Below are 23328 nucleotides of genomic sequence, written 5' to 3' on the forward strand. Positions count from 1 at the left end.
GCGCCACCGATTCCCGCCAGATATCATCAGCTACGCAGTTATCCGGTTGCGCACCGAGAGGTGATTCCTGAGACGGTTCACTCAACCGAGCATCATGAAAATAATCGGGCAGAGCAAAGCCACGAGGAGACTAGGGTGAGGGAGCGAGGGATACGCAGATTCAAATCAGTGAGACAAGCCCAGCGATTCGTGACTGCCCATGCTGCCGTTCAGAATCTATTCAATCTGAGCAGGCATTTGATCCGTGCTCAACATAACCGGGATCTGAGGGTAGCTGCGTTCGATGAGTGGAGCGTGGTAGTTGCCTGCGCCCGGTTTTATGACGTCGCACCCCAAAGCAGGCCTCTAAGCAGCTAGGGCGTGGGAGACTGCCGTCACCTCGGAGTGGACCAAACTTTCGTTTATTGAAATACCCCATCGCTTTATAAATACTATCGATACGCGGCCAAGGAAGGCTGCATTTCTAACAAAGCGGATGGGGCTAAGGATGAGTGTAGTGAATTTCATGATGGCTGTTGTGATCACCGCGTTTATGCTCCTTGTCTCTCTTGTTTTTGTACTCTCCTCGATCATTTTTTCTCCAAGGGCTATATTCCGGATTAAGTATCTTTGTCGGGCTTGATACGGGCTGAACACCTCCCTGGTTATCTCTTTGTGAACTCCCGGTGAGTATGAATACAGCTATCAGACACCTCGTCCTGGCGCTCGCAGGCCTTGGATTTTTGAGACGTAAGAACGCTTAAACTAAACCACATTCGAAGCCACCTATGGCAATGAAAAATCCTGTAGCTGACAATTTTCAGGTGTACCGAATGCGCCCCGGGCTATGCAGTCGGCCGTATAGGTATTGGACAGCTGTCAGGCAGTTCCGCTAGAGTCATGTCCTCTCCAACACGGCAACAGAAGCGTGCTCTATGACCAGCTTGAACTATGTTTCTGCCGCAGAAGCGGTACAAAATATCCAGTCCGGTGAGCGTGTGTTTTTGCACAGCGCGGCGGCGACGCCACAGTTGCTGGTGGACGCCATGACCGCGCGCGGTGATGAGTTGCGCTCGGTAGAGCTGGTTAGTATTCACACAGAGGGCTCTGCTCCCTATCTGGACCCGCGCTACGAGGGCGTTTTTCACCTGAACACGTTTTTCGTCGGGGCGAATACCCGCGAGGCAGTGGGCAACGGGATGGCAAGCTATGTGCCGGTATTCCTGAGCGAAATACCGAAGCTGTTCCGTTCCGGCATTATGCCGCTGGATGTGGCGATGGTGCAGGTGAGTCCGCCGGATAAGCACGGCTACTGTTCCGTCGGTGTCTCGGTGGATATCACCAATGCCGCAATCGAGACGGCAAAGCACGTTATTGCCCAGGTCAATAGAAATATGCCCCGGGTGCATGGTGACGGCATAATCCACGTGTCGGCCATTGACGCGCTGGTCGAATGTAATGAACCCATCTTTGAGATTCCACCGCCGGCACCTACCGCGACAGATGAAAAAATTGGCGGGTTTATCGCCGGGCTGGTTGAGGATGGTGCAACCCTGCAAACGGGCATAGGCGGCGTTCCCGATGCGGCCCTACGCGCGCTGCGGGGGCATCGTAACCTGGGGATGCACAGCGAGATGTTCTCAGACGGTGTCATGGAGCTGGTCGAATGTGGAGCCCTGAACGGGCACAACAAGGTGCGGCAGTGGGGCAAGATTGTGAGCGGGTTTTGTATTGGCTCGCGGGCATTGTACGATTGTATCGATGACAACCCGATGATCGAGATGCGCGATATCTCCTACGTGAATGATACCGCAGTCATTCGCACCAATCCGAAGGTGACTGCGATCAACAGTGCGCTTGAGGTGGATATCACCGGACAAGTGTGCGCGGATTCACTCGGCAGCAGGCAGTACTCAGGTGTGGGCGGCCAGGTGGATTTTATCCGCGGTGCTGCGCTTTCGGAAGGAGGGAAGCCAATCATCGCGTTGAACTCGGTCACCAGCCGCGGGCAGTCCCGAATTGTGACCCAGCTGAAGCCCGGCGCCAGCGTTACTGCCAGTAGGGCGCATGTGCACTACGTGGTCACCGAGTATGGAGTCGCCTATTTATATGGTAAAAACCTGCGACAGCGCGCCTCAGCCCTGATAGCGATCGCCCATCCCGACCATCGTGAACAGTTGGAGCGGGAAGCGTTTGATATATTCCATCGGCACTAGGCTTTAGCCGGTGTGCAGGACTATTTGCATCAGGAGTAGACGGCACAACCTTGCGCTGTGCGACGGTTGTCAGCAGATGGAGGAGAAGATGGTTGGTATATTTTCTACGACATCAACCTACCCTGACGCAGTCCTGAGTTGAATAACTTCGTGTATATCTTCAGGAGATTTAGACCGTGAATAGCCCAGTAAAAAGCGAGTTGCCGTTTAGCGAAATCGTCAGGGTAAGGTTTAGCGACCTGGATGCTCAGGGACACCTCTACTTTGCTAACTACATGATCTACGCAGACGAGGTGCTCGGTGCTTATATGGAACAACTTGGGTTTGTTGCTTTGAACCCGCTTAAAGCGCCCTGCCTAATCTTTACTGTCAACATTCGCTGCGAGTACCTCAGCGAGATAGCTGGGAATGGCGAGGTCAATGTCTGTGTGGGCTATTCCCGCCTGGGGAATTCAAGTGCCGATGCCGTTTTCGAGCTTTACAATAATACCAGTGGCGTACTTTTAGCCAAGGGCGGATTGACGCAAGTCTTTGTCGACCATGAATCTCGAAAATCTATACCCATCCCGCCATTTTTCAGGGCAGGTATCGTCGAGCAGCAGCCGGAACTGGGCTAATAGTAAGCCGCCGCAGCATAGGACAAGCGGCGTGCTGGCTGCAGTCGAGCGTACCGGCAACGCCCTGCCGGACCCGGCGATACTCTTCATTGTGCTGCTGGCGCTAGATGAGGCGACTCGGGTGGAAGCGTATGGGAGCCGCTTTAATAGGCTACATCCAGTTTGCGATGGTCCCAGCTCATCACCTTCTGCGGCCTCACCCGGATCACGGTTTTCTTCTTGCTCATCTCCCGGGTGAATTCCTCGGCCTGCTCCGGGGTAACACCGGGCTGGTTGCGCACCACCACATCCACGTGCAGTGCGTGGACTGTATCGTAGTCTTCCACCAGCTCCGCCTCGCAGTTGATCGACACGCCGCGCAATGCGTTATAGGTGTCGCCATCCTCCAGCAGTACGGCCATCTGCGGGTTGCGCTTCAGGTTGACGATTTTTTGGGACTTGGTGAAAGTCTCCAGCACGATGGCACCGTCGCGCACGGCGAACCACATCACGGTCAGATGCGGTGTGCCGTCCTTATTGAGGGTGCACACCTGGATGCTTTTTTGGGTTTCAATAAAATCCCACATTTCCTGTTCGCTCATGGCGATCATTTCACGGCGGCTGGGCATAGCTATTACTCCATTGGTTATTATCCGGTTGGGCGATAGACTATAGAGTATCCGGCCCGCGACTTGGCCGCCACCAGAGTCTGTTACAGGCGGTGCTGAGTCAATGGACACCCGAGGTGCCGGGTGTGTACCTGGTCTATCCCAGCATTTTGCCCGCATACGCAATCAGGAGTGCGGTTTTCGCGCCGTGATGCGCAAACAATCTACTACTTGTTGCATAAACCGGAGGTTCGGGTATTGCTTGAAGCACTCCATGAGCTGTACTGTGCTGAAACATATGTATAGTAAAAATGCGTGGAAGAATACTCCCCAATCCCCGTAGCTGTTAGTTGAGATGAAATTGAACAATCCTGAAGCGTCTGCACTGTCATTGCCTCCTGTTAACCGACAGGCCTTGTGGCTCTATGTTGTCACAGCGATTGGCTTTGTCGCATCGATTTCATTTACCCCTTACCCAGGGTCGATGATATTGAAGGCTGTGCCAATAATCACACTGATGTTTATAGTGTGGGAAACCCTTAGCGGGACACTGCGGGCTGCGATGTTAGTGGCCTTGTTGTTCTCTGCAGTTGGGGATGTCTCTTTGGAAATGGGCTTTTTTGTCGCCGGGCTGAGCACATTCCTGGTGGCTCAACTGACCTATGCGTGGGTTTTTATTCCTAGGCGTAACATCAATACACGATCATTGATTCAAGCCACAGTGCTTGTGTCGACGCTGATCCTGATCAGCGGCTATGTTCTGGCCCACACGGGAGACATGAAAATCCCTGTAGCGATTTACATGACAGCCATCGCCTTAATGGGACTGGGCGCCGCGTTGCATGCGAGGCCTTCAGCGATGATTTTTGCTGGCGCGGTCTTGTTTATCACATCGGACAGCCTCATTGGTATCAATCGGTTCGTGCATCCCGTAGAGAATGCTCGTGAATGGATTATGGTGACGTACTATCTAGCCCAATTCCTGCTGGTGTATGGTGTTATCTTCCATCAAGAAGCACAAAAGACAACAAGGAGCTAAGACGTTTGGTGCTGTTTCCGCAATCTTGGGCGCTGGCTAACTGGCCCGCATAATTAGCAGTTCTAACCCAAATTCCCTACGCAAAAAAATACAGAGTTGAAGGCGAACAATGTTAGGTTTTTTTAGAGTAGCAAGTTTACTAGAGGGTATTTCCTTCCTTCTGATACTGAGTGTATCACTGGGTTTTATCCCAAGAGAGCTCGTGTATCCCATCGGCATGGCACATGGTGTTCTATTTCTCCTGTACCTGGTGTTGTCGCTGCTATCATCACACCGGCAAGGCTGGTCGATAATTGTCTGGTTGCTGATCGCACTGGCCTCAATTACGCCATTTGCGTTTATAGCTGTTGAGCTATTCATAGAAAAAGAGCTGAAGAAGAGCGCTTCATAGCTCATCGTCGTATGGCTTGGTCAGCATGCCTGCCGGCCACCGACGCAGTGAGTGCGTTCAGCGCTTGGAGCATGGCGGATGCTTGAGCCACACGGGGAGATTTTGCTGTTGTCTGCGTGAGTTAAGTTGCCGGAAATTGCCAGTACCTTGTGATTGCCTGCAAGTGGTGTTTTAGTTCCGGAAAAGGCTATTCATGTTTCCGCACAAACTCCCCAATATGTCGATATACCTTAGCGCAAGCATCCGGCACCAGCGATTCCAGGTTTAGAAAGGTGTGAATCATGTCCTCGAGATGGAGGGTTTCCAGTGGGACATTTACCTCTCGTAGTTTTTTCCCGTAGGCAATACCCTCATCACGCAGCGGACAGAACTCTGCTGTAATCATCAGAGTTGACGGCAGGTTTTTAGTAAACTCTCCGTGCAGCGGCGAACAACTTAATCGATTCTCGGCGCCCTGAAAATTATTGTCGAAGTACCAGTCGATTTTGTCCTTCTCCAATAGATAGCCAGACCCGTTTTCCACGATAGAAGGCATTGACAGGGTGTAGTCGAGGCTGGGGTAAATGAGCACCTGTGCGGTAATATTGTGTTGTTCGTGCTGTAGGAGTCTGGTAACGGCGGCTGTGATGGCGCCGCCCCCGGAATCACCCATCAGAATCCAGCGATTTTGGTGCGCGACAGATTTTCTGTCCAGCGCAGGTCCCAGACCACGCACTACTGCCATCAGGTCTTCAACCCCGGCTGGATGTGGATTTTCCGGTGAGCGCCGATAATCCACAGAAACCAGATTACGCGCGCAGGCGTCCGCTATGCGGCGACAAATGGGGTCGTAAACGGAGACGCTACCAGACATCTGGCCTCCGCCGTGGCAAAAAATTATCGTGGAATCCGTTGCTGCATTTTCAGGCAAGTAGATCCGCACCGGCACATTGTACTTATTGCCAGAAACCAGTGTCTCGCTAGCAGGCATCTCCGGGCCCGGCTCGACATACGTGCGCGTGAGATTGGCGAGACCTTCGCGCGCGCTGATAGGGGTAGCTTCAAACCCCTGTGCTTTGTGTAGCGCTACCTGTTCATTAACAGTTTCCAGCCATTCGCTCAGATTTACGTTCAACTGGCGCATTGTCCACCTCTATTCTATATCGACTATTCGGGAGAAGGGGCTGTAGAAACAATCGCTTGCACGCACTGCCGCCCCTGAGATATAGCTTACCGTAAATACCGGGGAGATGGCTCATTACATTAGTAACAGGGGTATTGCCAAATTAACTCACCTTAATGAGATAATCTGGCGATGAATACTTATAGAACGTCACCGATTCCCGCCAGATATCATCAGCTACGCCGTTTGGCTCTATTACAGATTTAATCTCAGCCATCGAGATATCGAAGACCTGCTGGCAGAACGAGGTCTTACTGTCAGCCGCGAATCGATCCGCCTTTGGTGCCCAAAAAACTCGCTGCGCTCGCGGGGCAGGCTCTGTATCAAATTCGGTGCCCTCTACGCCAGAAGATTGAAACGCAGCTGCCGAGGATACGGAGAGACTTTCTATGTCGACGAAGTATTCGCCGGTGTGGCGGACCATTCAGATCAATGGCAGGCAGCACTACCTGTGGAGAGCCGTCGACCAGGAGAGCCTGCCCCACGAAGTGCTTTGGGTATGGCGAAGTGGTTGATGTTTACCTGCAAGCCAAGCGCGATGGGGCAGCGGCAAAGTGTTTCTTCAAGCGGCTATTGCGATCCCACGGAGACGAGCCCAGGAAGATCGTGACTGACAAGCTTCGTAGCTATGGTGTCGCCCATCGAGAATTGGTTCCTGAAGCAATCCACAGTACCCGACAGTATGAAAATAATCAGGCTGAGCAGTCGCAGAGTCTGCCCCGCTTTATGGGTATGAATCTACCAGGGTTCGTGAGCGAGGGATGCGACGGTTCAAGTCCGTGAAACAGGCCCAGCGATTCGTAACTGCACACGCCGCTGTATCGAATCTCTTCAATCTGGGAAGGCACCTAATCGGAGCTGAACACTACCGGAATCTCAGGATCAGTGCGTTCAGTGAATGGAGTAGGTCAGTTGCTTGAGTCCGGCACGAAAAATATTCTCGGTCTGGATGAGTTAACTTGTCGATACCGATCTTCGATATCACGGTGGCTCAGGTTGAATCTGTGGTAGAGCCATCCGGCGTAGCTGACGATATCGGGAGAAAATCGATGGCGCTTGAAAGTAATCATCTGACGATTCTACCAATATCGGTAAGTTAACTTGGCAGTACACCTATGAATGCTAGCGCAAGAATATTCCCTAAACGGTCCCTGATTTCTTTCGTCTCACGGTGGTCGCCAGACAGCTAGCGCAATGCCATCGCAGTAAGACGAGACCCAAGCCCATGAGGTAGATTGATGCTGGTATCGGCACCTGCCCGCCCATCAATGTCCATACGGCATAAACGCTGCCGTCGTGAAGCGCTGTATCGAGCGTGGTGTTCAGAAAGTTATGGCCAGCGAGATTGTCAACCGCGCAACAACGGAAATTTACCGCGGCACGGTACCCGGGGACACCCGTTGTAGCGAATACTGCATACGCGCTTATCGCCCAGCAAGAAGACGGACGGGTACATCCGTACGTAAGAGCGGGATTTGAATCAAACTGTGTTTCGGGGCTGAAGCTATCGAGAAATACAAAATCCAGAAGCGCCTGACTGGCCGCTTCAGCTTCATTGGCGGTCTTTAAAGTGTACATTCCATTGCTATCGCACGAGCCATAAATATCAGCACAGGTACCTTCCACAAATTCAACTGAATAAGTCCTGCCGAGGAACTCAACACCACTGGCACCCCGCAAGTGACCATCGGGAGAAATGTTTAAAATTGGCAGTGCCTGTACCCCGGTGGCGATACCGAGCCATATTGTCGCAATAACGATCGCCATCGTTTTTTTTATTATGCTCATGCCTGAAAATCCTCAAAGTTATAGAGTAGGCGAAAAAGATAGGCGGGAGCCATATTCTCAGCATTGGTTTAAGCGACATGCAAGATTCAAACCAAATAGAAAAATGCCCCAATATTAGGCAACTTTATCGCAGGTGTACAAGTGCACTCATGGGCTATTGTAAAGAATTCCGACACTAGTATGTGACTTCACCCTCACCGGTTCCCACCAGATATCATCAGCCACGCAGTGTGGCTGTATTATAGATTCAACCTGAGCCACCGCGATATCGAAGATCTCCTTGCCGAGCGCGGGATTATCGTCACACGAGAATCGATCCGCTTGTGGTACCCAAAGAACTCGCTGCGCTCGCGGGGCAGGCTCTGCATCAAGTTCGGAGCCCTCTACGCCAGAAGACTGAAATGCAAACATCGTGGGTATGGCGATACGTTCTTTATCGATGAAGTCTTTGTCAAAATCAATGGCAAGCAGCTTTACCTGTGGCGAGCCGTGGATCAGGATGACGATGTCGTTGATGAATACCTTCAGGCCAAGCGGGATAGGGCTGCAGCTAAGCGCTTTTTCAGACGCCTATTGCGGAGCCATGGGTGTGAGCCTAGGAAGATCGTGACAGACAAACTTCGCAGCTATGGTGTCGCTCAACGGGAATTGATCCCTGAGATGATCCACAGCACTAAGCAGTATGAGAATAATCGGGCCGAACAATCCCACGAGGCGACCAGTGTGAGAGAGCGTGGGATGCGGAAGCTTAAGTTAATGAAGCAGGCGCAGAGATTTTTGGGAGCCCATGCAGTGGTCAGTAGTTTTTTCAATCATGGCAGGCATCTGGTCAGGCCGAGCCCATCTTTTTCGCCCACTGAAAGTCGCTGCTAACTGGCGGGGTTAGCCTTGAGTTTGACTTTTCCGGCGGCTGAAGCCAAGACCGGCGAGGCCCAGGCCGAGCAGTAGTGCTGTTGCCGGAGCCGCAACCGGTTCTCTGGGCTCCTCCTGGCGTTTATACACTGCTAGTGTGAGTCGCGGGTTAGACCAGGATGAAACAGTTGGGTTTAACGAAACAAGGTACTCGTTGATCCATTCGTACCCGTTCAGCGTTGCCAATATGTCCCCGTCAATGTAAAGGTAGCCCCAGAACCAGCTATAGGATGAGGGCATAAAAATGTCGCAGCGATTGGGCCGGTCACCCTCGGGGTTATATTCGCACCCTGCAATATCGGTATTGATTACGCTCAAGCTATTGAGTGCGGCGGCCGTCGCCACCGACACGGCGTTGCTTTCCGTTGCGCGTGCCGCGTCGAATGTGACGTCCGCATAAACGTCCTTGACGATGCCATCACCGAACATCACATCGTACAATATGCCGTCGACATCGACACCGGTGAGCAAGCTGCCATCGGGCGATAGCATTGGAGTCGCCCACGATGATGCAGCGTGGAACAGTATGGAGAGTGTGAAAAGCCTCAATCTATTTTTCATAGTTCTACTCACAAAATGGGCTAGTTCGTTAAGACTGATGGGGTCAGAGTAAAAATACATGTGGTTGATTTATTGTGATTTTAATCACCCCAATAACGGCGCTCTGAATCCTTGAACCCTCTCCAGTTCTAGCGGAAAGTAATCCGCCTAGAGTACTAACATTGAACATGACGAAAGACTGTAGCCAAGCCAGTTTTTTGCTTCTGGCATAGCCACAAAGTGTACATGGTTGGGCATAAGACGATACGTCCAAATATCAACACCTGCATCTACCTTGGCATCCTCGTCATACTGCGTTACTCGGTGTCGTCCTTGACACCTTCAGACTAGTCGCAATACTGATTAAAGCAAACTGTCCCCGGAACCCGCTAGCTGTTCTTGCCTTTTCCACGCACCAAGAGTAAATAACCGCCCTCCCAAGAGATGGTCCCGTTCAAATCAGGAAAGGCGGATCATTAACTCCATGATCAATTATTTCGCATTCTTACGTCTTGTCCATACAAGGCCAGCATATCCCATCCCAAATAAGGCAAGCGTAGAGGGGCTGGGGACTTTATAGAACCATGCCCCGTAGTTCTCATAGGGTATATCTCTTCCGAAGGACTGCGGAAGCCTTGCAGTATCTGCCCGAAACGTTCCTTGAGTGGCAAAAATTACTGCTTCGTCATAGTCAATTATTGTTGCCTGGTAATATCGATAAGCATTGACCTCAGTGGAGAGCATTCCTCTGGTGTACCTCTGACCCTCCATGTAGGAAGCGGTTTGCACCCAGCCGTCGTCGTAAAACGCAGGCGCCCAACTCGAACTGTGCTCATCCAGAATATCACCGTACCCCGCTATGTATTCGATGGGTGAACCGATGTAATAGGCAAAGAGATTTTGAATATCTGCTAACGATGCCCATCGCCAACCTTCCATGTCAAACCCGTTGAGGGTAGCTGCAGTACAAGTTCCAGAGGGACAGACTTGATTAACTTCATTCCACGACAGGCTGGAAAACAGGCCGACCTGTGCCCAGGTTTTGCCATCCACGGTCACCGTATCAGTGATTGGCAATGCCTCGACGCTCAGCGTCCATCCCGCAAGTGTCAGTACAGCCAGTACTCTTGTTCTTATATTCATCTGAACTTTCTCCCTGACTATCTATGTGTTGACTTGCATTTCAAACCACCCCCCACTGCCTGACTATCCACTCTTTAGTCCATTGCGGTGGGTCACTATAGCACGCCAGACTCAGCTCAATTTGGATCAGTACTCAATGCAATTCAACACGTTCTGTTCCTTCTTCTGGTTCCAGGGACAGTTAACCTAACTCCTCCTTTTCGGCCCCGGCGTCTTCCGCCCGATTTCTCCCTCTGTTAGTGATTCCAGCGTTGCCAAAAATACCCTCCTCAACGGCTGGCTGACCGCTAGTTGCTGCGCGCCGAATGGGGTCGACCTCCGCTGGGGTTTGGGCTTGCGACAGATAGCCGCACCAGTTCAGAACACGGTATCGCCAACTTAACTGGCCCAAATTGCTAGAATCAGCCCATGAATATCTACAAACGTCTCCAATTCCCATCCGGCATCATCAGCTACGCTGTCTGGCTCTACTATCGCTTCAACTTGAGCCATCGGGATATCGAAGATCTGCTCGCCGATCGAGGCATTACAGTCACTCGCGAATCTATTCGTCTGTGGTGCATAAAATTCGGTGCCATTTATTCCCGCCGGTTGAAGCGAAAGCACCGAGGCTATGGCGATATGTTCTACATCGATGAAGTATTCATCAAAATCAACGGCAAGCAACTCTATTTGTGGCGAGCAGTGGATCAAGACGGTGAGGTGGTGGATGTGCATCTCCAGAGAAAGCGTGATGGTGCTGCTGCAAAGCGCTTCTTCAGGCGTTTATTGCGATCACTGTTGATTTGCACCGAAATTTGACCCGCCTTTTGCACTGAAAATTGACCCGGGCAAGGCACACAGACCCACCGGAAGATGTATATTTGTGGCCAGCGAAGTGGGTCAGCACAACCTGCAAATAGTCGGCTGAAATGGTTCAGATTTCAGTGCAAATCAACAGAAAGGCAACAGATAGTGGATGTCGAACACTTTATCAAAACTTATCCGCGCCTCTACCACATGGCGGAGTGCGGGAGTTGGGAAAGTATTCGTAAGCATGGCTTGTGCAGTACCTCTGCCTTGTTGGACTACTTCGGCATAAGTGGCGAAAAACGAAACGCGATTGAAAGCAAGCATCGTCCGGAAATCCTAAAGATCACCAGCCCGAAGAAGGGAAACGCGAATATTAGGGATCAGAAGCCAATGGATGACGCCGGTCTGAATCGCGCACTTGCGGGCTCAAATATGACACCACAGGATTGGTACCGATGCCTGAACTCAAAGGTCTTCTTTTGGACATCAAAACAGAGGCTACACCGATTACTGAATGCGAGAGCCTACATGGATTCGGAACACGATGTCCTGACCATAAACACGCGTACTTTGGTAGACGCACTCGAGGACAGTATTCTCCTTTGCCCAATCAATAGTGGATGTACCAAGCCGAACGCTGCACCAAGGGGGCCAGGCACGTTTACTACAATAGTAGATTATCCATGGGAGTATTGGCACAAAATAAAGCGACGGCCAGAATGGGACGCTGTAGTAGAAGTTTGCGTCGAGGGTGGCATTCCCGATATCGAAAGTCATATTGTCTCTGTTTATCGCATGAAGGGTAGTGATCCGACAGCCACGATCCTACCGCCACCTGAAAATAGGTAATCGGCAGTCTGTGGCCCCATTCGTAAGCTTCACCATCGGACAGACAGGACAGAACTAGAGCCTTCTGTCAAAAGGCCCAGTCAAAGAACACAGTCAGTTTACCGAGTTCCAGGCAAATTTCGGCCAATGAGTTTCCGGTGACTCGCGTTGCCACCCATCCCCCCGACATAGTCGGATGCTCAAAAATTTATAACTCTATGAAAATTATTGACCATATCGGCACATAGGTTGCAGTTTATACCGGGCACATAGGTTACACAATTGAGCATTTGGAGGAGGACTCCAGATGCCTTGGAAAGAGTGTAACCGTATGGATGAGCGCCTCAGATTTGTCGCCAAACTCCTGGATGGCGAGAAAATGTCAGCAGTTTGCCGAGAGTTTGGAATCTCTCGTAAGACCGGCTACAAGATATTTAATCGCTATAAAGACTTCGGCCTTCGGGGCCTGGAAGATAGAACCAGAAGCCCGTATCGACACCCGAACGAAACCCCATTCCAGGTCGAGAAGGCCATCTTGCAGATCAAGCGAGAGCACGATAGCTGGGGCGCTCCAAAAATTCGAGACAAGCTGATCAAGGTGCTGCCCATTATCAGTCCGCCGGCTGTAAGCACCATCCACTCAATCCTTGACCACCATGGTTTGGTCAAGCGACGCAAGCGCCGGCGCTACAAGGCCAAGGGTACGGGCCTGAGCACTGCGACCGCTCCTAACGCGCTGTGGTGTGCCGACTACAAGGGCCCGTTCATGCTGGGGAATAAGCGCTACTGCTATCCGCTGACGGTCACAGACCAATTCTCGCGCTACCTGCTGGCCTGTGAAGGCCTGGAATCTGTGAAGGAATCAGGCGCTTTCCCGGTATTTGAGCGTGTGTTTAAGGAATTTGGGCTGCCTGCAGCCATTCGCACTGATAACGGCGTTCCCTTTGCCTCCGCTCATGCGTTGTTTGGATTGAGCCGTCTTGCTGTTTGGTGGCTACGCTTGGGCATTGGCATTGAAAGAATCAAGCCAGGTCGCCCACAGCAGAATGGTCGGCATGAGCGCATGCACCTAACGCTGAAAAAGGAAGCGACCAAGCCCCCCAGTTACAACTTCCTGCAGCAGCAATCTCGCTTCGAAGAGTTTATCGAGGGTTACAATAATGACCGCCCCCATCAATCCCTGCAGGGCCGCTATCCCGGCGAGGTGTATACACCTTCAGCTCGAGAGTACTTCCATCCAGAGCCGCCTGAGTACCCGTTTCATGACCGTTCAATTCAGGTCACACAGTGTGGCAGGATATGTATCGGGCGACGGAAAGTGAACTCCAGTACGGTGTTTGCAGGCCAGTATGTAGGCATCAGAGAGATCGCTGACCAGATCTGGCTTGTCAGTTTCATGGATTATGATCTAGGATTCTTCGATCAGGACGTAAACAAGGTGGAGCCAGTGGGTGAAAACCCCTTTGCTCCAAAACTGTTACCTATGTCCTCGGAATGAACTGTTACCTATGTGCCCGGAAAGGACAGATGAAAAATGGTGGGCCCAGAAGGACTCGAACCTTCGACCTGCCGATTATGAGTCGGATGCTCTAACCAACTGAGCTATGGGCCCCCGTGAGGAGGTGCGCATTATAGATAAGAATGGCGCTCTGTCCCAGCCCCGGATGCCTTCTTTTCTCTCGGGCCGATTCACTATAGTGTGTGAAGCCCACGCAGGCATACTAAGGCGGCGCCAAGGGGCCGGAAGATTCCATGGAAGCGGTTTTTCAGCATGTATTCAATGTCGTTTTGCCGATATTGCTGTGTATTTCCGCCGGATTCGCGCTGGCGAAGCTGAAGCAGCCGTTTGATAACAAAATGGTCACCAGTGTGATGGCCAATGTGGGCTATCCCACGTTGATACTCTCTCATTTGCTGGGGCATCCGGTGAATCTACCGGTTTTTCTGCAGATGATGGCGGCGGCCTTGGCTGCTGTCGTGTGCCTCGGTGTCATTTGGGCGTGTTTGCTGCGTGTCTTCGGCTTGTCGATAAAGGTGTTTCTCTCGACATTGAGCCTGAATAATGTCGGGAACGTGGGCCTGCCGGTCTGTGTATTGGCGGTGGGCGCAGGGGGTATCACTTACGGCCTTGCGTTTGTGGTGGTTACGATCGTGACGACATTTACTGTGAGCCAGTGGGTCACCTCAGGCAATTATTCGATCCGCAAAGTGCTGACGAGTCCGGTGGTATACGCCTCGATTCTTGCGGTTGTCATGTTGCTGAACGGGCTGTCGTTTCCCAAGCCCATCATGGACAGCCTGAACATTATGGGTGGGCTGGCGATTCCATTGATGCTGCTGACATTGGGTGTCAGTTTGGCAACGTTGCAGATCGGTCGACTCGGTCTGGCGGTGAAGTTGTCGCTGTTGCATATTCTGGTGGCTGCCATGGTGGCGTATGCGCTGGTGACGTTATTCGGCTTCACTGGCGTCGCGCGCAGTGTGTTTATTCTGCAGTGTATGATGCCGGCGTCGGCGGCCACCTATTTGTGGGTAGAGATGTACTGCCCTGACGATGCACCTGCGGTCGCAGGCGTGATTTTGGTAACAACCCTGTTGACGATTGTCGTGCTACCGCTGGTGTTGGCTTACTGGATATAGGCCTGCGCGGAAGGCCTTAACTGTGCGACCCGAGGCCGTTCCAGCAGGAACGAGCCTCGGGTATAAGGCAGCTGTCTATCAGGTTTCGTCGAGGAAACTGCGCAGGTAATCGGAGCGCGTGGGGTGGCGCAACTTGCGCAGTGCCTTGGCTTCGATCTGGCGGATACGCTCGCGGGTCACATCAAACTGCTTGCCGACTTCCTCAAGGGTGTGGTCGGTGTTCATATCGATACCGAAACGCATACGCAGTACTTTGGCTTCTCTGGCGGTGAGGCCTGCCAGCACTTCCTTGGTGGCTTCCTGCAGGCCCTGGCCGGTGGCGGCATCCACGGGTGAGTGGATGGTGTGGTCTTCGATGAAGTCGCCGAGATGGGAATCTTCGTCGTCGCCGATGGGCGTCTCCATGGAGATGGGTTCCTTGGCGATCTTCAGCACCTTGCGCACTTTGTCTTCCGGCATGTCCATGCGTTCGCCCAGTTCCTCGGGCGTGGGCTCACGGCCCATTTCCTGCAGCATCTGGCGTGAGATACGGTTGAGCTTGTTGATGGTCTCAATCATATGCACGGGAATACGGATGGTGCGCGCCTGGTCGGCGATGGAGCGGGTGATCGCCTGGCGAATCCACCATGTGGCGTAGGTGGAGAACTTGTAGCCACGGCGGTATTCAAATTTGTCGACCGCTTTCATCAGGCCGATATTGCCTTCCTGAATAAGGTCGAGGAATTGCAGGCCGCGGTTGGTGTACTTCTTGGCGATGGAGATAACAAGGCGCAGGTTGGCTTCCACCATCTCTTTCTTGGCGCGCCGGGCACGGGCCTCGCCCATGGACATGGCGCGGTTGATCTCCTTGATCTCGGTGACGGTCAGCCCGCACTTCTCTTCTATCTGGGCGATGCGGCGCTGCAGGCGCTGGATCTCGTCTTTCTCAGCGGCCAGTTTGGTACCGTAGTCTTTTTTACGTGTGAAGCGGCTAACCCAGCGCGGATCGGTTTCTGAGCCCCGGAACGAGGCGATGAATTCCTTGCGCGGCATGCCGCAGACACGGATTGCCAGACGCATAATCTCGCGCTCCTGGTCGCGCACGGCGAGCAGGATATTGCGCGGTGAGTCGGTCAGCGGGTCGGATATGCGCGGTGTGAACTTGAAGTACTTGAACAGTTCGCCCAGCTTCTCCATTTCCTTGATCGAGGTTTTGTCCAGGCGGCCCTTGGCGGCGATCGCCTTTTCAGTTTTGTTGTACTGGCGGCGAAGTGCGGTGAAGCGCTTTTTGGCTTCGACTGGATCGGGCCCGGTATCGGCCTCTTCGTCATCATCGTCGCTGGCTGAAGGGGCGGCCGCTTCGGCGGCTTCTGCGACTTCTGCGGCGGAGGGTACGTGCTCTGCCGGGTCCAGATAGCCCACCATGATGTCGGCCAGGCGGCGCTCTTCCTTGGCGACAAGGTCATATTCGTCGAGAACGGTTTTTACTGCGCCGGGGTACAGGGCGACAGCAGCGAGCATCTCGCGGATGCCCTCTTCGATGCGCTTGGCGATAACGATTTCGCCCTCGCGCGTGAGCAGTTCCACGGTGCCCATTTCGCGCATATACATGCGCACCGGATCTGTGGTGCGCCCGGCTTCTGTTTCAACGGCAGCCAGTGCGGCGGCGGCCTCAGCGGCAGCGATATCGTCGGCGGAGGAATCGCCCTCCGTCATCAGCAGTTCATCGGCATCAGGGGCAGATTCGAACACCTGTATGCCCATGTCGTTGATCATCTGGATGATGTCTTCAACCTGGTCCGGATCGGAGATATCCTGCGGCAGGTGGTCGTTTACCTCAGAATAGGTCAGGTAGCCCTGCTCCTTGCCCTTGGCTATGAGGTCCTTGAGGCGTGACTGTTGTTTCGCGACGTTTGTCATTGAGGAGAAACCCTGAAAAGTGGGGGAAAAAATTTAGCCGGCGATTATACCCAGAAAGCCGCGACTTACCTACAAAAAGTCGCGAAAATTCCGGATTCTGAGGTCATTTGACCCGCAAACACCCAGAAAGTTGCAAACATTATATGGGGTTGCCCCGGGTATTTTTCAACCCGGGCGAAGTGAGGGAAAAGGGAGGGTCTCCCGCCCTGCGGCAGCCGGTGTTGCTCACTCCCGCGGTTTGTTGCGTTGTGTGTCGCGCTGCAGTTTTTCCTGCAGAAGCTCCCGGAGTCGCTGTTTTTCCGATTCACTCACCTCAGCGTAGTTGGTGAGTTTCAGTTTGTCGACTTGGGCACTCAATTTAGATTGGTGTGGCAGGCGCGCCAATGCGTGGATGGTGTCCATGAACTCGTTTTCAATGCCGGTGGCGGGAATGAGGCGCTCCTGTCCGGCCAGCCGGTTGAGCAGTTTGCCTTCATCGGTGCCGTACCAGTGGCCCAGCAGCATCGCGGTGCTGGAATCGGGCCTGCGGTGTAACAGTAGCAGCAATTCGCGCAGCAACTGACCGTCCTCGCCTTCAATCTCCTCCAGTAGCTCGGTGCTCACCAGGCGAGCGATATCCGGCTGGTGCAGCAGCAGGGCGATGGCCGCCTGCGCGAGGTTGGAGTAGCCCCGGGCAGGTACCTTGTGCTTGAAATGCTGTTCTCGTCGGGGCGGCGGCGCCTGCGGTTCCAGCTCGGCCGGTCCGTCGTAACCGTCGTAATCGGGCGGGGGCTCATAGTCGGGCTCCGTCCCATAATCTGGCTCCGGGATAGGGGGTGGCTCCGGCGGCGGTGTCTCCAGTTGCATCAGGCTGTTCAATTCAAGGCCGGTGCGCTGCGCCAGCGCCTGAAACATCAACTGGCGATAGACTCCCTCGGGCAGCTGCCGGATATGCGGTAGGGCCAGTTTGCTCATGCGCGCGCGGCCGTCGAGGCTGCTCATGTCCAGCCCGCGCTGAACGGATTCAAACAGAAAGGTTTCCAGCGGCACCGCCTCGCCCAACAGGGCCTCGAACTGCGCCTGGCCGCCGGCGCGCACCGCGTCGTCCGGGTCCTGACCCTCGGGCAGGAACAGAAATCTGGCCTGTCGACCATCTTCCATGCTGGGCAGGGCAGCCTCCAGCGCCCGAAAAGCCGCCTTGCGGCCTGCCTCGTCGCCGTCAAAGCAGAACACCACCTCCGGGCAGAAGCGGTAGACCCGGTCGAGGTGGGTGTTGCTGGTAGCCGTACCCAGTGTGGCCGTGGCGTAGGTAATGCCGTGTTGGGCCAGCGCGATCACGTCCATATAGCCCTCAACCACCACAATGCGCTCCAGTTTGCGGGTCGACTGGCGCGCCTCGTAAAAGCCATACAGTTCGCGCCCCTTGTGGAATATCTCGGTTTCCGGGGAGTTCAGGTACTTTGGTTTGTCATCGCCCAATACCCTGCCGCCAAAAGCGATCACGCGGCCACGGCGGTCCCGAATTGGGAACATGATGCGGTCGCGAAACCGGTCGTAGATTCTGCCGTTCTCATTTTTCACCAACATGCCGGCCTTGATCAGCAATTCGCGCAGCGCATCGCCACCGCCCAGTGCCGTGTGCAGGTTGTCCCAGCCCGGCGGCGCATAGCCCAGGCCGAAAGTCTTGGCGATCTGCCCTGAGAGGCCTCGCCCCTTGAGGTAGTCCACCGCGCGCGATGCCTGTGGGTGGCTGCGCAACTGTTGTTGGTAATACTTCGCCGCCTGTTCCATCAGTGTATACAGCGGCTTGTTACTCTCCTCCCGCTGCGCCGGGTCGCGGCCGCCGCGACTGGGCTCGCGTGGCACTTCCATGCCGGCGCTGCTGGCCAGCGCGTCCACCGCCTGGGGGAACTCCACGTTCTCGTATTCCATCAGGAAAGTGAGCGCGTTGCCCCCCGCGCCGCAGCCGAAGCAATAATAAAACTGTTTGTCGGGGTTTACGCTGAACGAGGGTGTGCGCTCCTCGTGGAAGGGGCAGCACGCCGAGTAATTTTTGCCGGTCTTTTTCAGTTTGACGCGCCGGTCTATCACATCGACGATATCGACGCGATCTAGCAAGTCATCCAGAAAAGCTTGGGGTATCCGTCCGGCCATACGTGATTTCTTGGTGGCGTGGTGGGGTATTGAACCACGCTCTGGGTTAAAAGTTTAGGTTCGTTGTGTCGTGATTCTTAATCCGTATTACTAGTGGCAATTTGATAACCACGCTGACGGCATGCAGGGACCGGGTGAACCCCGTACGCTCAGAGGGCTAAGATATTCGCTACGGGATTCACCCGGTCCCTGCATGCCTCTTTCTGAGTGAGCCCGGACATTTGGCGCTGTAACGGGAAGTTTGTTTGGGGAATACGATGCGGTGTTTGGCGTCGCTATCGGGTGCTTCTCCGCGCTCTGATACGCGCAACACGGTGCCTCCCAACTCTGCCTAGCTGGACGGCAGTGAAGTCGTTACATAAAACGTTCCAGGCTTTTTCCAGCAGTATGGCAGGATCTCTGAGGGCTTGGTGCGGACGGTCCCCCGAAGCGAATATCTCAGCCCTCTGAGCGCAGGGGGACCGTCCGCACCAAGCCCCGGCACGCCCCAATCTCACAAAACTAAAAGGTAATTCTAACTAACCGGCACTAAGCCGCTGCTTGACCAACTTGCTGACTGCCCCAACATCAGCCCGCCCCTGCACCTGCGGCTTGAGCTGTCCCATCACCGCACCCATGGCGGCCATGCCCTGGGCATCGCTGGCGGCGATGGCGGCGTCTATCATGGCGTCGAGTTCGGCGTCGGAGAGTTGCGCGGGCAGGAATTCCTGAATGACCTCGATCTCAGCATTTTCCACGTCAGCCAGTTCCTGGCGGCCGGCGTCGGTATACTGGGTGGCGGAATCGCGGCGCTGTTTGACCATTTTATCCAGCACGGCCAGTGCTCGGGCGTCATCGACTTCGATGCGCTCGTCAACTTCTATGCGTTTGAATTCAGACAGAATCAGCCGGATGGTGGACAGGCGATCTTTGTCTTTGGATCTCATGGCGGCCTTCATGGCCGCCTTGATGGTTTGCGCGAGTGTTTCTTCGCTCATTAGGCAGGGATGCTCTAAAGCGCAGGTGCTAGTAGAGACGTACGCGTTTGCGGTTCTCGCGGGAGAGCTTCTTCAGGTGGCGCTTGACGGCAGCAGCACCGGCACGTTTGCGCACAGTAGTCGGCTTTTCATAGTGTTCGCGCTTGCGTACTTCGGCCAGTACACCGGCTTTTTCACAGGAGCGTTTGAAACGTCGAAGGGCTACGTCGAAGGGCTCGTTTTCCTTGATCTTGATATGGGGCATGTATTACCAACCTCGGTTACTGTTTTGGGACACCGGGCGCGTGAGCGGGTACCAGTGGCATTAAAGGGCGCGCATTCTATCTCGATAGCGGCGCTTTTGCAAAGTCCCGCAAAGTGGTAATTTGGGCCGTGGTCGCGAAACTGCGGCTGATCGGGCCAGGGTATGAGCTGGAGGGCCACTCTGGCATCTCGCCTGTTTTTTAGTACCATGCGCCCCCTGTTTTAATGGGATACCACCGATGTTAGTTCTGGGCCTGGAAACCTCCTGCGATGAAACCGGGGTCGCACTCTATGACACGACGCGCGGTCTGCTCGCTCACGCGCTGTTTTCCCAGGTGGATGTGCACGTGGAGTACGGCGGCGTGGTACCGGAGCTGGCCTCGCGTGATCACGTGCGCAAGGCGCTGCCGCTGGTGGAAGAGGTGCTGGCGGAATCCGGCTGCGCTGCCGGTGATATCGATGCGGTGGCCTATACTGCGGGCCCCGGCCTGGCGGGCGCGCTGATGGTGGGGGCCACGCTGGCGCGGGCGCTGGCCCTGGGGTGGGGAGTACCGGTTCTGGGTGTACACCATATGGAAGGCCATCTGCTGGCGCCGATGTTGGAGGAGGATGCCCCCGCGTTCCCGTTTGTCGCACTACTGGTATCTGGTGGCCACACGCAATTGGTGCGGGTGGATGGCATTGGCCAGTACCGCCTGCTGGGAGAATCGCTGGATGATGCGGCCGGTGAGGCCTTCGACAAGGTGGCGAAAATGCTGGGCCTGCCATACCCCGGCGGGCCGCACATCGGGCGCATGGCCGAGCGCGGCGATGCGGGCCGGTTCGATTTTCCACGCCCGATGGTCAATCGCCCGGGTCTGGATTTCAGTTTCAGCGGCCTCAAAACCTACACCATGAACACGATTGCGGACTGCCGCGAGGGCGACAGGACACTCACGGAGCAGGATCGCTGCGATATTGCGCGCGCATTCGAGGAGGCGGTGGTCGCTACACTGGTGATCAAGTGCCGCCGGGCGCTGGAACAGGAATCGCTGAAAACCCTCGTCATCGCCGGTGGGGTCAGCGCCAATACTCGATTGCGCGAGGCTCTGGATAAAGCATTGGCTAAACTCGGTGGCCGGGTATTCTATCCGGCGCCGATGTTCTGTACCGACAATGGCGCGATGATTGCCTATGCCGGGGCCCAGCGGCTGCAGGCCGGGCAGGTGGATGACGCCGATACACGGGTCCGCCCGCGCTGGCCGATGGAAGAGCTGCCGCCGCTGTCGGGCGCAGCGCAGACAGGGGCGCCGCAGTGAATATCGTCTATATCAAGGGCTTGCGAGCTGAAGCTGTGATCGGCGTCTATGACTGGGAGCGCGATATTCGCCAGCCACTGGTGCTCGATCTGGAAATGGCCAGCGATACTGCCAAGGCGGCGGCCAGCGACGACATCGCGCACGCGCTGGATTACGCCGCCATTTCACAACATGTGATAGCGCTGGTGGAGGGCAGTGAGTACCAGTTGCTTGAATCCCTCGCCGCCGCCGTAGCCGAGCTGATCCAGCGCGACTTCCATGTCCCCTGGCTGCGCCTGCGTCTGGGCAAACCGGGGGCGGTGTCGGAGGCGGATGACGTCGGCGTGATTATCGAAGCAGGCGAGCGGCCCTGAACATGGCGTTGGTCTATCTGGGCATTGGCAGCAATATCGAGCGCGAGCGCTATATCACAGCGGGTCTGGACGCGCTGCAGGGGCTGTTTCACGAGCTGGCGCTGTCTTCTGTTTACGACAGTGCGGCTGTCGGGTTTGAGGGCAAGCCTTTCCTCAATCTGGTGGCGGGGGTGCACACAGCGCTGCCGCTGGCATCGCTGGCTAAGCAATTGCGGCATATAGAGGTGGAGCACGGACGTCCGGCCAATGCCACGCGCTTCAGTCCCCGCCATCTGGATATCGACATTCTCACTTACGATGACATCGTGGGTACTGTAGAGGGTGTGCAATTGCCGCGCGATGAAATTCTGGAAAATGCGTTTGTGCTGTGTCCGCTGGCGGAGCTGGCGCCTGAGCAGGTGCATCCCGTTGTGCAGCGCAATTACCAGTCATTGTGGGCCGCCTACACCCGTGCCGACCAACCGCTGAGCAAGGTGGATTTCAGCTGGCGTGGCCGCCTGATTTCCACCGCGGACTGACGTTACGTCGGGTGGTGCCATACTGGGAGCGGTGTGGCGTCAGCGTGGGCGCAGTGCCTCAAGCAGTTTCACGCGCTGGCCGGCAATCGCATCACCAAGCGCCTTGCCAGTCACGCCACTATCCTTGAATTGTTCGGCGTTGACACTCTGTGCTACTTCACGTGCCCGTCGCAGATAATCGGCCTGGGGGTAGTCGCGCTTCTCAAAGCCGAGCCTGCCCCGAGCATCGGCTTCACAGGCCAGCAGGAAACTCTCGAAGCGGTCGGGGCGGCGCAGGGCATCGGTGGCATTTAATAGTTTCAGTATCGTCTTGCCGCGCAGTTCCAGTGCGCGGTGGCAGAGCGTGTGTTGTGCGCACACGGTGCGGGCCAGCTCGCTGTGGCGTTTTGGCACGCGCAGGCGTTTACAGGCCTGCTCTATGAGCGCAATACCGCGCTCCTCGTGGCGGATATGGCGCGGCCACTCCTCAGGCGGTGTCGCGGCCTTGCCCAGATCGTGCATCAACACGGCAAAGCGTACTTCAGTGTCTTCGCTCAGCACAGCCGCTTGTTGCAGTGTCATCAGTACGTGTTCGCCGGTGTCGATTTCGGGGTGATGCGCGGGTGGTTGCGGCACTCCGAACAGCGCGTCGACTTCGGGCAGTAGCGCCGCCAGTGCGCCGCAGTCACGCAATACCTGTATAAACACCTCCGGATTGCGTTCACCCAGTGCTTTCTCTGTTTCCACCCACACGCGCTCGGACGGCAGGTGGGCCAGTTCGCCCTGCGCGACGATGTCTGCCATCAGTGCCAGCGTCTCTGGTGCCACGGTGAATTGCAGGTGGGCATAGCGCGCGGCGAAGCGAGCAGTGCGCAGCACGCGCAGTGGGTCCTCAACAAAAGCATCAGAGACGTGACGCAGCACCCGCTGGTCCAGATCGGCTTTACCGCCGCAGGGGTCGATGAGGGTGCCATCTTGATCGCGGGCGATGGCGTTGATGGTGAGGTCGCGTCGCTGCAGGTCGTCTTCCAGCGTTACGGTGGGATCGTAATCCACCGCGAAGCCGGTATAGCCGTGTCCCTGCTTGCGCTCGGTTCGCGCCAGCGCATACTCTTCCTTGGTTTGCGGGTGCAGGAATACGGGAAAGTCCTTGCCGACCTGTTGATAGCCCTGTTGCTCCAGCTCTTCCGGGCGGGCACCGACCACGACCCAGTCGCGTTCGTGCACCGGGTAATCGAGCAATGCGTCACGCACAGCGCCGCCAACCAGATAAATTTTCATGCGGGCAGTTTAC

General features: G+C 55.1%; 20 protein-coding genes, 1 tRNA gene and 5 pseudogenes. 14 read left to right on the forward strand and 12 right to left on the reverse strand.

The genetic code is table 11. The features are described from left to right. Positions 1–27 precede the first annotated feature (27 nt). The 3 genes and pseudogenes from AC0L6S_RS20160 to AC0L6S_RS20170 form a co-directional block, all read left to right on the forward strand. A pseudogene (locus AC0L6S_RS20160) lies at positions 28–357 on the forward strand (DDE-type integrase/transposase/recombinase); the annotation flags it as partial. Positions 358–914: 557 nt separating this feature from the next. After that, complete coding sequence (locus AC0L6S_RS20165) at positions 915–2195, forward strand: acetyl-CoA hydrolase/transferase family protein (RefSeq protein ID WP_473425910.1); 1281 nt, start codon at positions 915–917, stop codon at positions 2193–2195. A gap of 176 nt (positions 2196–2371) precedes the next feature. After that, positions 2372–2812, forward strand: a complete 441-nt coding sequence (locus AC0L6S_RS20170; RefSeq protein WP_473425911.1) for an acyl-CoA thioesterase — start codon at positions 2372–2374, stop codon at positions 2810–2812. 143 nt (positions 2813–2955) lie between these two features. Here the strand turns inward: AC0L6S_RS20170 and AC0L6S_RS20175 are convergent, their stop codons facing one another. After that, positions 2956–3420 (reverse strand): pyridoxamine 5'-phosphate oxidase family protein, encoded by a 465-nt coding sequence (locus tag AC0L6S_RS20175; RefSeq protein ID WP_473425912.1) that lies wholly within the window; start codon positions 3418–3420, stop codon positions 2956–2958. Between the two features lie 334 nt (positions 3421–3754). Between AC0L6S_RS20175 and AC0L6S_RS20180 the strand changes: the two genes are divergently transcribed. Both AC0L6S_RS20180 and AC0L6S_RS20185 read left to right on the forward strand, forming a co-directional pair. Beyond that, on the forward strand, positions 3755–4438 hold the full coding sequence (locus AC0L6S_RS20180) for a lysoplasmalogenase (protein ID WP_473425913.1): 684 nt from the start codon (positions 3755–3757) through the stop codon (positions 4436–4438). 109 nt (positions 4439–4547) lie between these two features. After that, the gene (locus AC0L6S_RS20185; protein WP_473425914.1) at positions 4548–4829 is read left to right on the forward strand and encodes a DUF3817 domain-containing protein; all 282 of its coding nucleotides are present in this window, start codon (positions 4548–4550) and stop codon (positions 4827–4829) included. 187 nt (positions 4830–5016) lie between these two features. Here the strand turns inward: AC0L6S_RS20185 and AC0L6S_RS20190 are convergent, their stop codons facing one another. Beyond that, positions 5017–5952 carry an alpha/beta hydrolase gene (locus tag AC0L6S_RS20190; protein ID WP_473425915.1) on the reverse strand — a complete coding sequence of 312 codons (936 nt, stop codon included), beginning with the start codon at positions 5950–5952 and terminating at the stop codon, positions 5017–5019. Positions 5953–6127: 175 nt separating this feature from the next. On the opposite strand from AC0L6S_RS20190, the pseudogene AC0L6S_RS20195 reads away from it, so the two are divergent. Further along, positions 6128–6911 (forward strand): annotated as a pseudogene (locus AC0L6S_RS20195) (IS6 family transposase). Positions 6912–6962: 51 nt separating this feature from the next. Here the strand turns inward: AC0L6S_RS20195 and AC0L6S_RS20200 are convergent. Continuing rightward, positions 6963–7061, reverse strand: a pseudogene (locus AC0L6S_RS20200) (IS6 family transposase); the annotation flags it as partial. 70 nt (positions 7062–7131) lie between these two features. Beyond that, positions 7132–7779: a hypothetical protein gene (locus AC0L6S_RS20205; protein WP_473425916.1), complete on the reverse strand. Its 648-nt coding sequence runs from the start codon at positions 7777–7779 to the stop codon at positions 7132–7134. A 195-nt stretch (positions 7780–7974) separates the two neighbouring features. On the opposite strand from AC0L6S_RS20205, the pseudogene AC0L6S_RS20210 reads away from it, so the two are divergent. Then, positions 7975–8652: pseudogene (locus AC0L6S_RS20210) on the forward strand (IS6 family transposase); the annotation flags it as partial. Positions 8653–8661: 9 nt separating this feature from the next. On the opposite strand, the gene AC0L6S_RS20215 reads toward AC0L6S_RS20210, so the two are convergent. Continuing rightward, a complete protein-coding gene (locus AC0L6S_RS20215; RefSeq protein ID WP_473425917.1) occupies positions 8662–9252 on the reverse strand; it encodes a PEP-CTERM sorting domain-containing protein in 591 nt (196 codons plus the stop codon). Positions 9253–9723: 471 nt separating this feature from the next. Next, positions 9724–10374 (reverse strand): PEP-CTERM sorting domain-containing protein, encoded by a 651-nt coding sequence (locus AC0L6S_RS20220; protein WP_473425918.1) that lies wholly within the window; start codon positions 10372–10374, stop codon positions 9724–9726. Between the two features lie 408 nt (positions 10375–10782). On the opposite strand from AC0L6S_RS20220, the pseudogene AC0L6S_RS20225 reads away from it, so the two are divergent. From AC0L6S_RS20225 to AC0L6S_RS20235, 3 genes and pseudogenes are all read left to right on the forward strand, one after another. Continuing rightward, a pseudogene (locus AC0L6S_RS20225) lies at positions 10783–11151 on the forward strand (IS6 family transposase); the annotation flags it as partial. A gap of 78 nt (positions 11152–11229) precedes the next feature. After that, complete coding sequence (locus tag AC0L6S_RS20230; RefSeq protein ID WP_473425919.1) at positions 11230–12015, forward strand: DUF7002 family protein; 786 nt, start codon at positions 11230–11232, stop codon at positions 12013–12015. A gap of 286 nt (positions 12016–12301) precedes the next feature. Further along, complete coding sequence (locus tag AC0L6S_RS20235) at positions 12302–13492, forward strand: integrase core domain-containing protein (protein WP_473425920.1); 1191 nt, start codon at positions 12302–12304, stop codon at positions 13490–13492. Positions 13493–13529: 37 nt separating this feature from the next. Here the strand turns inward: AC0L6S_RS20235 and AC0L6S_RS20240 are convergent. Beyond that, a tRNA-Ile gene (locus tag AC0L6S_RS20240) sits at positions 13530–13606 on the reverse strand. 140 nt (positions 13607–13746) lie between these two features. Here AC0L6S_RS20240 and AC0L6S_RS20245 point away from each other — a divergent pair. Then, a complete protein-coding gene (locus AC0L6S_RS20245) occupies positions 13747–14634 on the forward strand; it encodes an AEC family transporter (RefSeq protein ID WP_473425921.1) in 888 nt (295 codons plus the stop codon). Between the two features lie 78 nt (positions 14635–14712). Here AC0L6S_RS20245 and rpoD read toward each other — a convergent pair whose 3' ends face one another. From rpoD to rpsU, 4 genes are all read right to left on the reverse strand, one after another. Beyond that, on the reverse strand, positions 14713–16533 hold the full coding sequence (gene rpoD / locus AC0L6S_RS20250) for an RNA polymerase sigma factor RpoD (RefSeq protein WP_473425922.1): 1821 nt from the start codon (positions 16531–16533) through the stop codon (positions 14713–14715). Positions 16534–16758: 225 nt separating this feature from the next. After that, complete coding sequence (dnaG, locus tag AC0L6S_RS20255; protein ID WP_473425923.1) at positions 16759–18666, reverse strand: DNA primase; 1908 nt, start codon at positions 18664–18666, stop codon at positions 16759–16761. Between the two features lie 518 nt (positions 18667–19184). Beyond that, positions 19185–19643 carry a GatB/YqeY domain-containing protein gene (locus AC0L6S_RS20260; RefSeq protein WP_473425924.1) on the reverse strand — a complete coding sequence of 153 codons (459 nt, stop codon included), beginning with the start codon at positions 19641–19643 and terminating at the stop codon, positions 19185–19187. A 28-nt stretch (positions 19644–19671) separates the two neighbouring features. Beyond that, entirely contained in the window at positions 19672–19887 is a 216-nt protein-coding gene (gene rpsU / locus AC0L6S_RS20265) for a 30S ribosomal protein S21 (RefSeq protein ID WP_007228251.1), read from the reverse strand. Positions 19888–20125: 238 nt separating this feature from the next. On the opposite strand from rpsU, the gene tsaD reads away from it, so the two are divergent. From tsaD to folK, 3 genes are read left to right on the forward strand one after another with little or no spacing between them, the layout of a single operon-like run. Further along, complete coding sequence (tsaD, locus tag AC0L6S_RS20270; protein WP_473425925.1) at positions 20126–21184, forward strand: tRNA (adenosine(37)-N6)-threonylcarbamoyltransferase complex transferase subunit TsaD; 1059 nt, start codon at positions 20126–20128, stop codon at positions 21182–21184. Next, positions 21181–21537 carry a dihydroneopterin aldolase gene (gene folB / locus AC0L6S_RS20275; RefSeq protein ID WP_473425926.1) on the forward strand — a complete coding sequence of 119 codons (357 nt, stop codon included), beginning with the start codon at positions 21181–21183 and terminating at the stop codon, positions 21535–21537. Before tsaD ends, folB begins: the two co-directional genes overlap by 4 nt. Before the next feature lie 2 nt (positions 21538–21539). Beyond that, complete coding sequence (gene folK, locus AC0L6S_RS20280) at positions 21540–22055, forward strand: 2-amino-4-hydroxy-6-hydroxymethyldihydropteridine diphosphokinase (protein ID WP_473425927.1); 516 nt, start codon at positions 21540–21542, stop codon at positions 22053–22055. Between the two features lie 39 nt (positions 22056–22094). Here folK and AC0L6S_RS20285 read toward each other — a convergent pair whose 3' ends face one another. Further along, positions 22095–23315, reverse strand: coding sequence for a multifunctional CCA addition/repair protein (locus AC0L6S_RS20285; protein WP_473425928.1), 1221 nt, complete (start codon positions 23313–23315; stop codon positions 22095–22097). Between the last annotated feature and the right edge of the window lie 13 nt (positions 23316–23328).

The organism is Halioglobus sp. D3-4 (genome assembly GCF_055809315.1).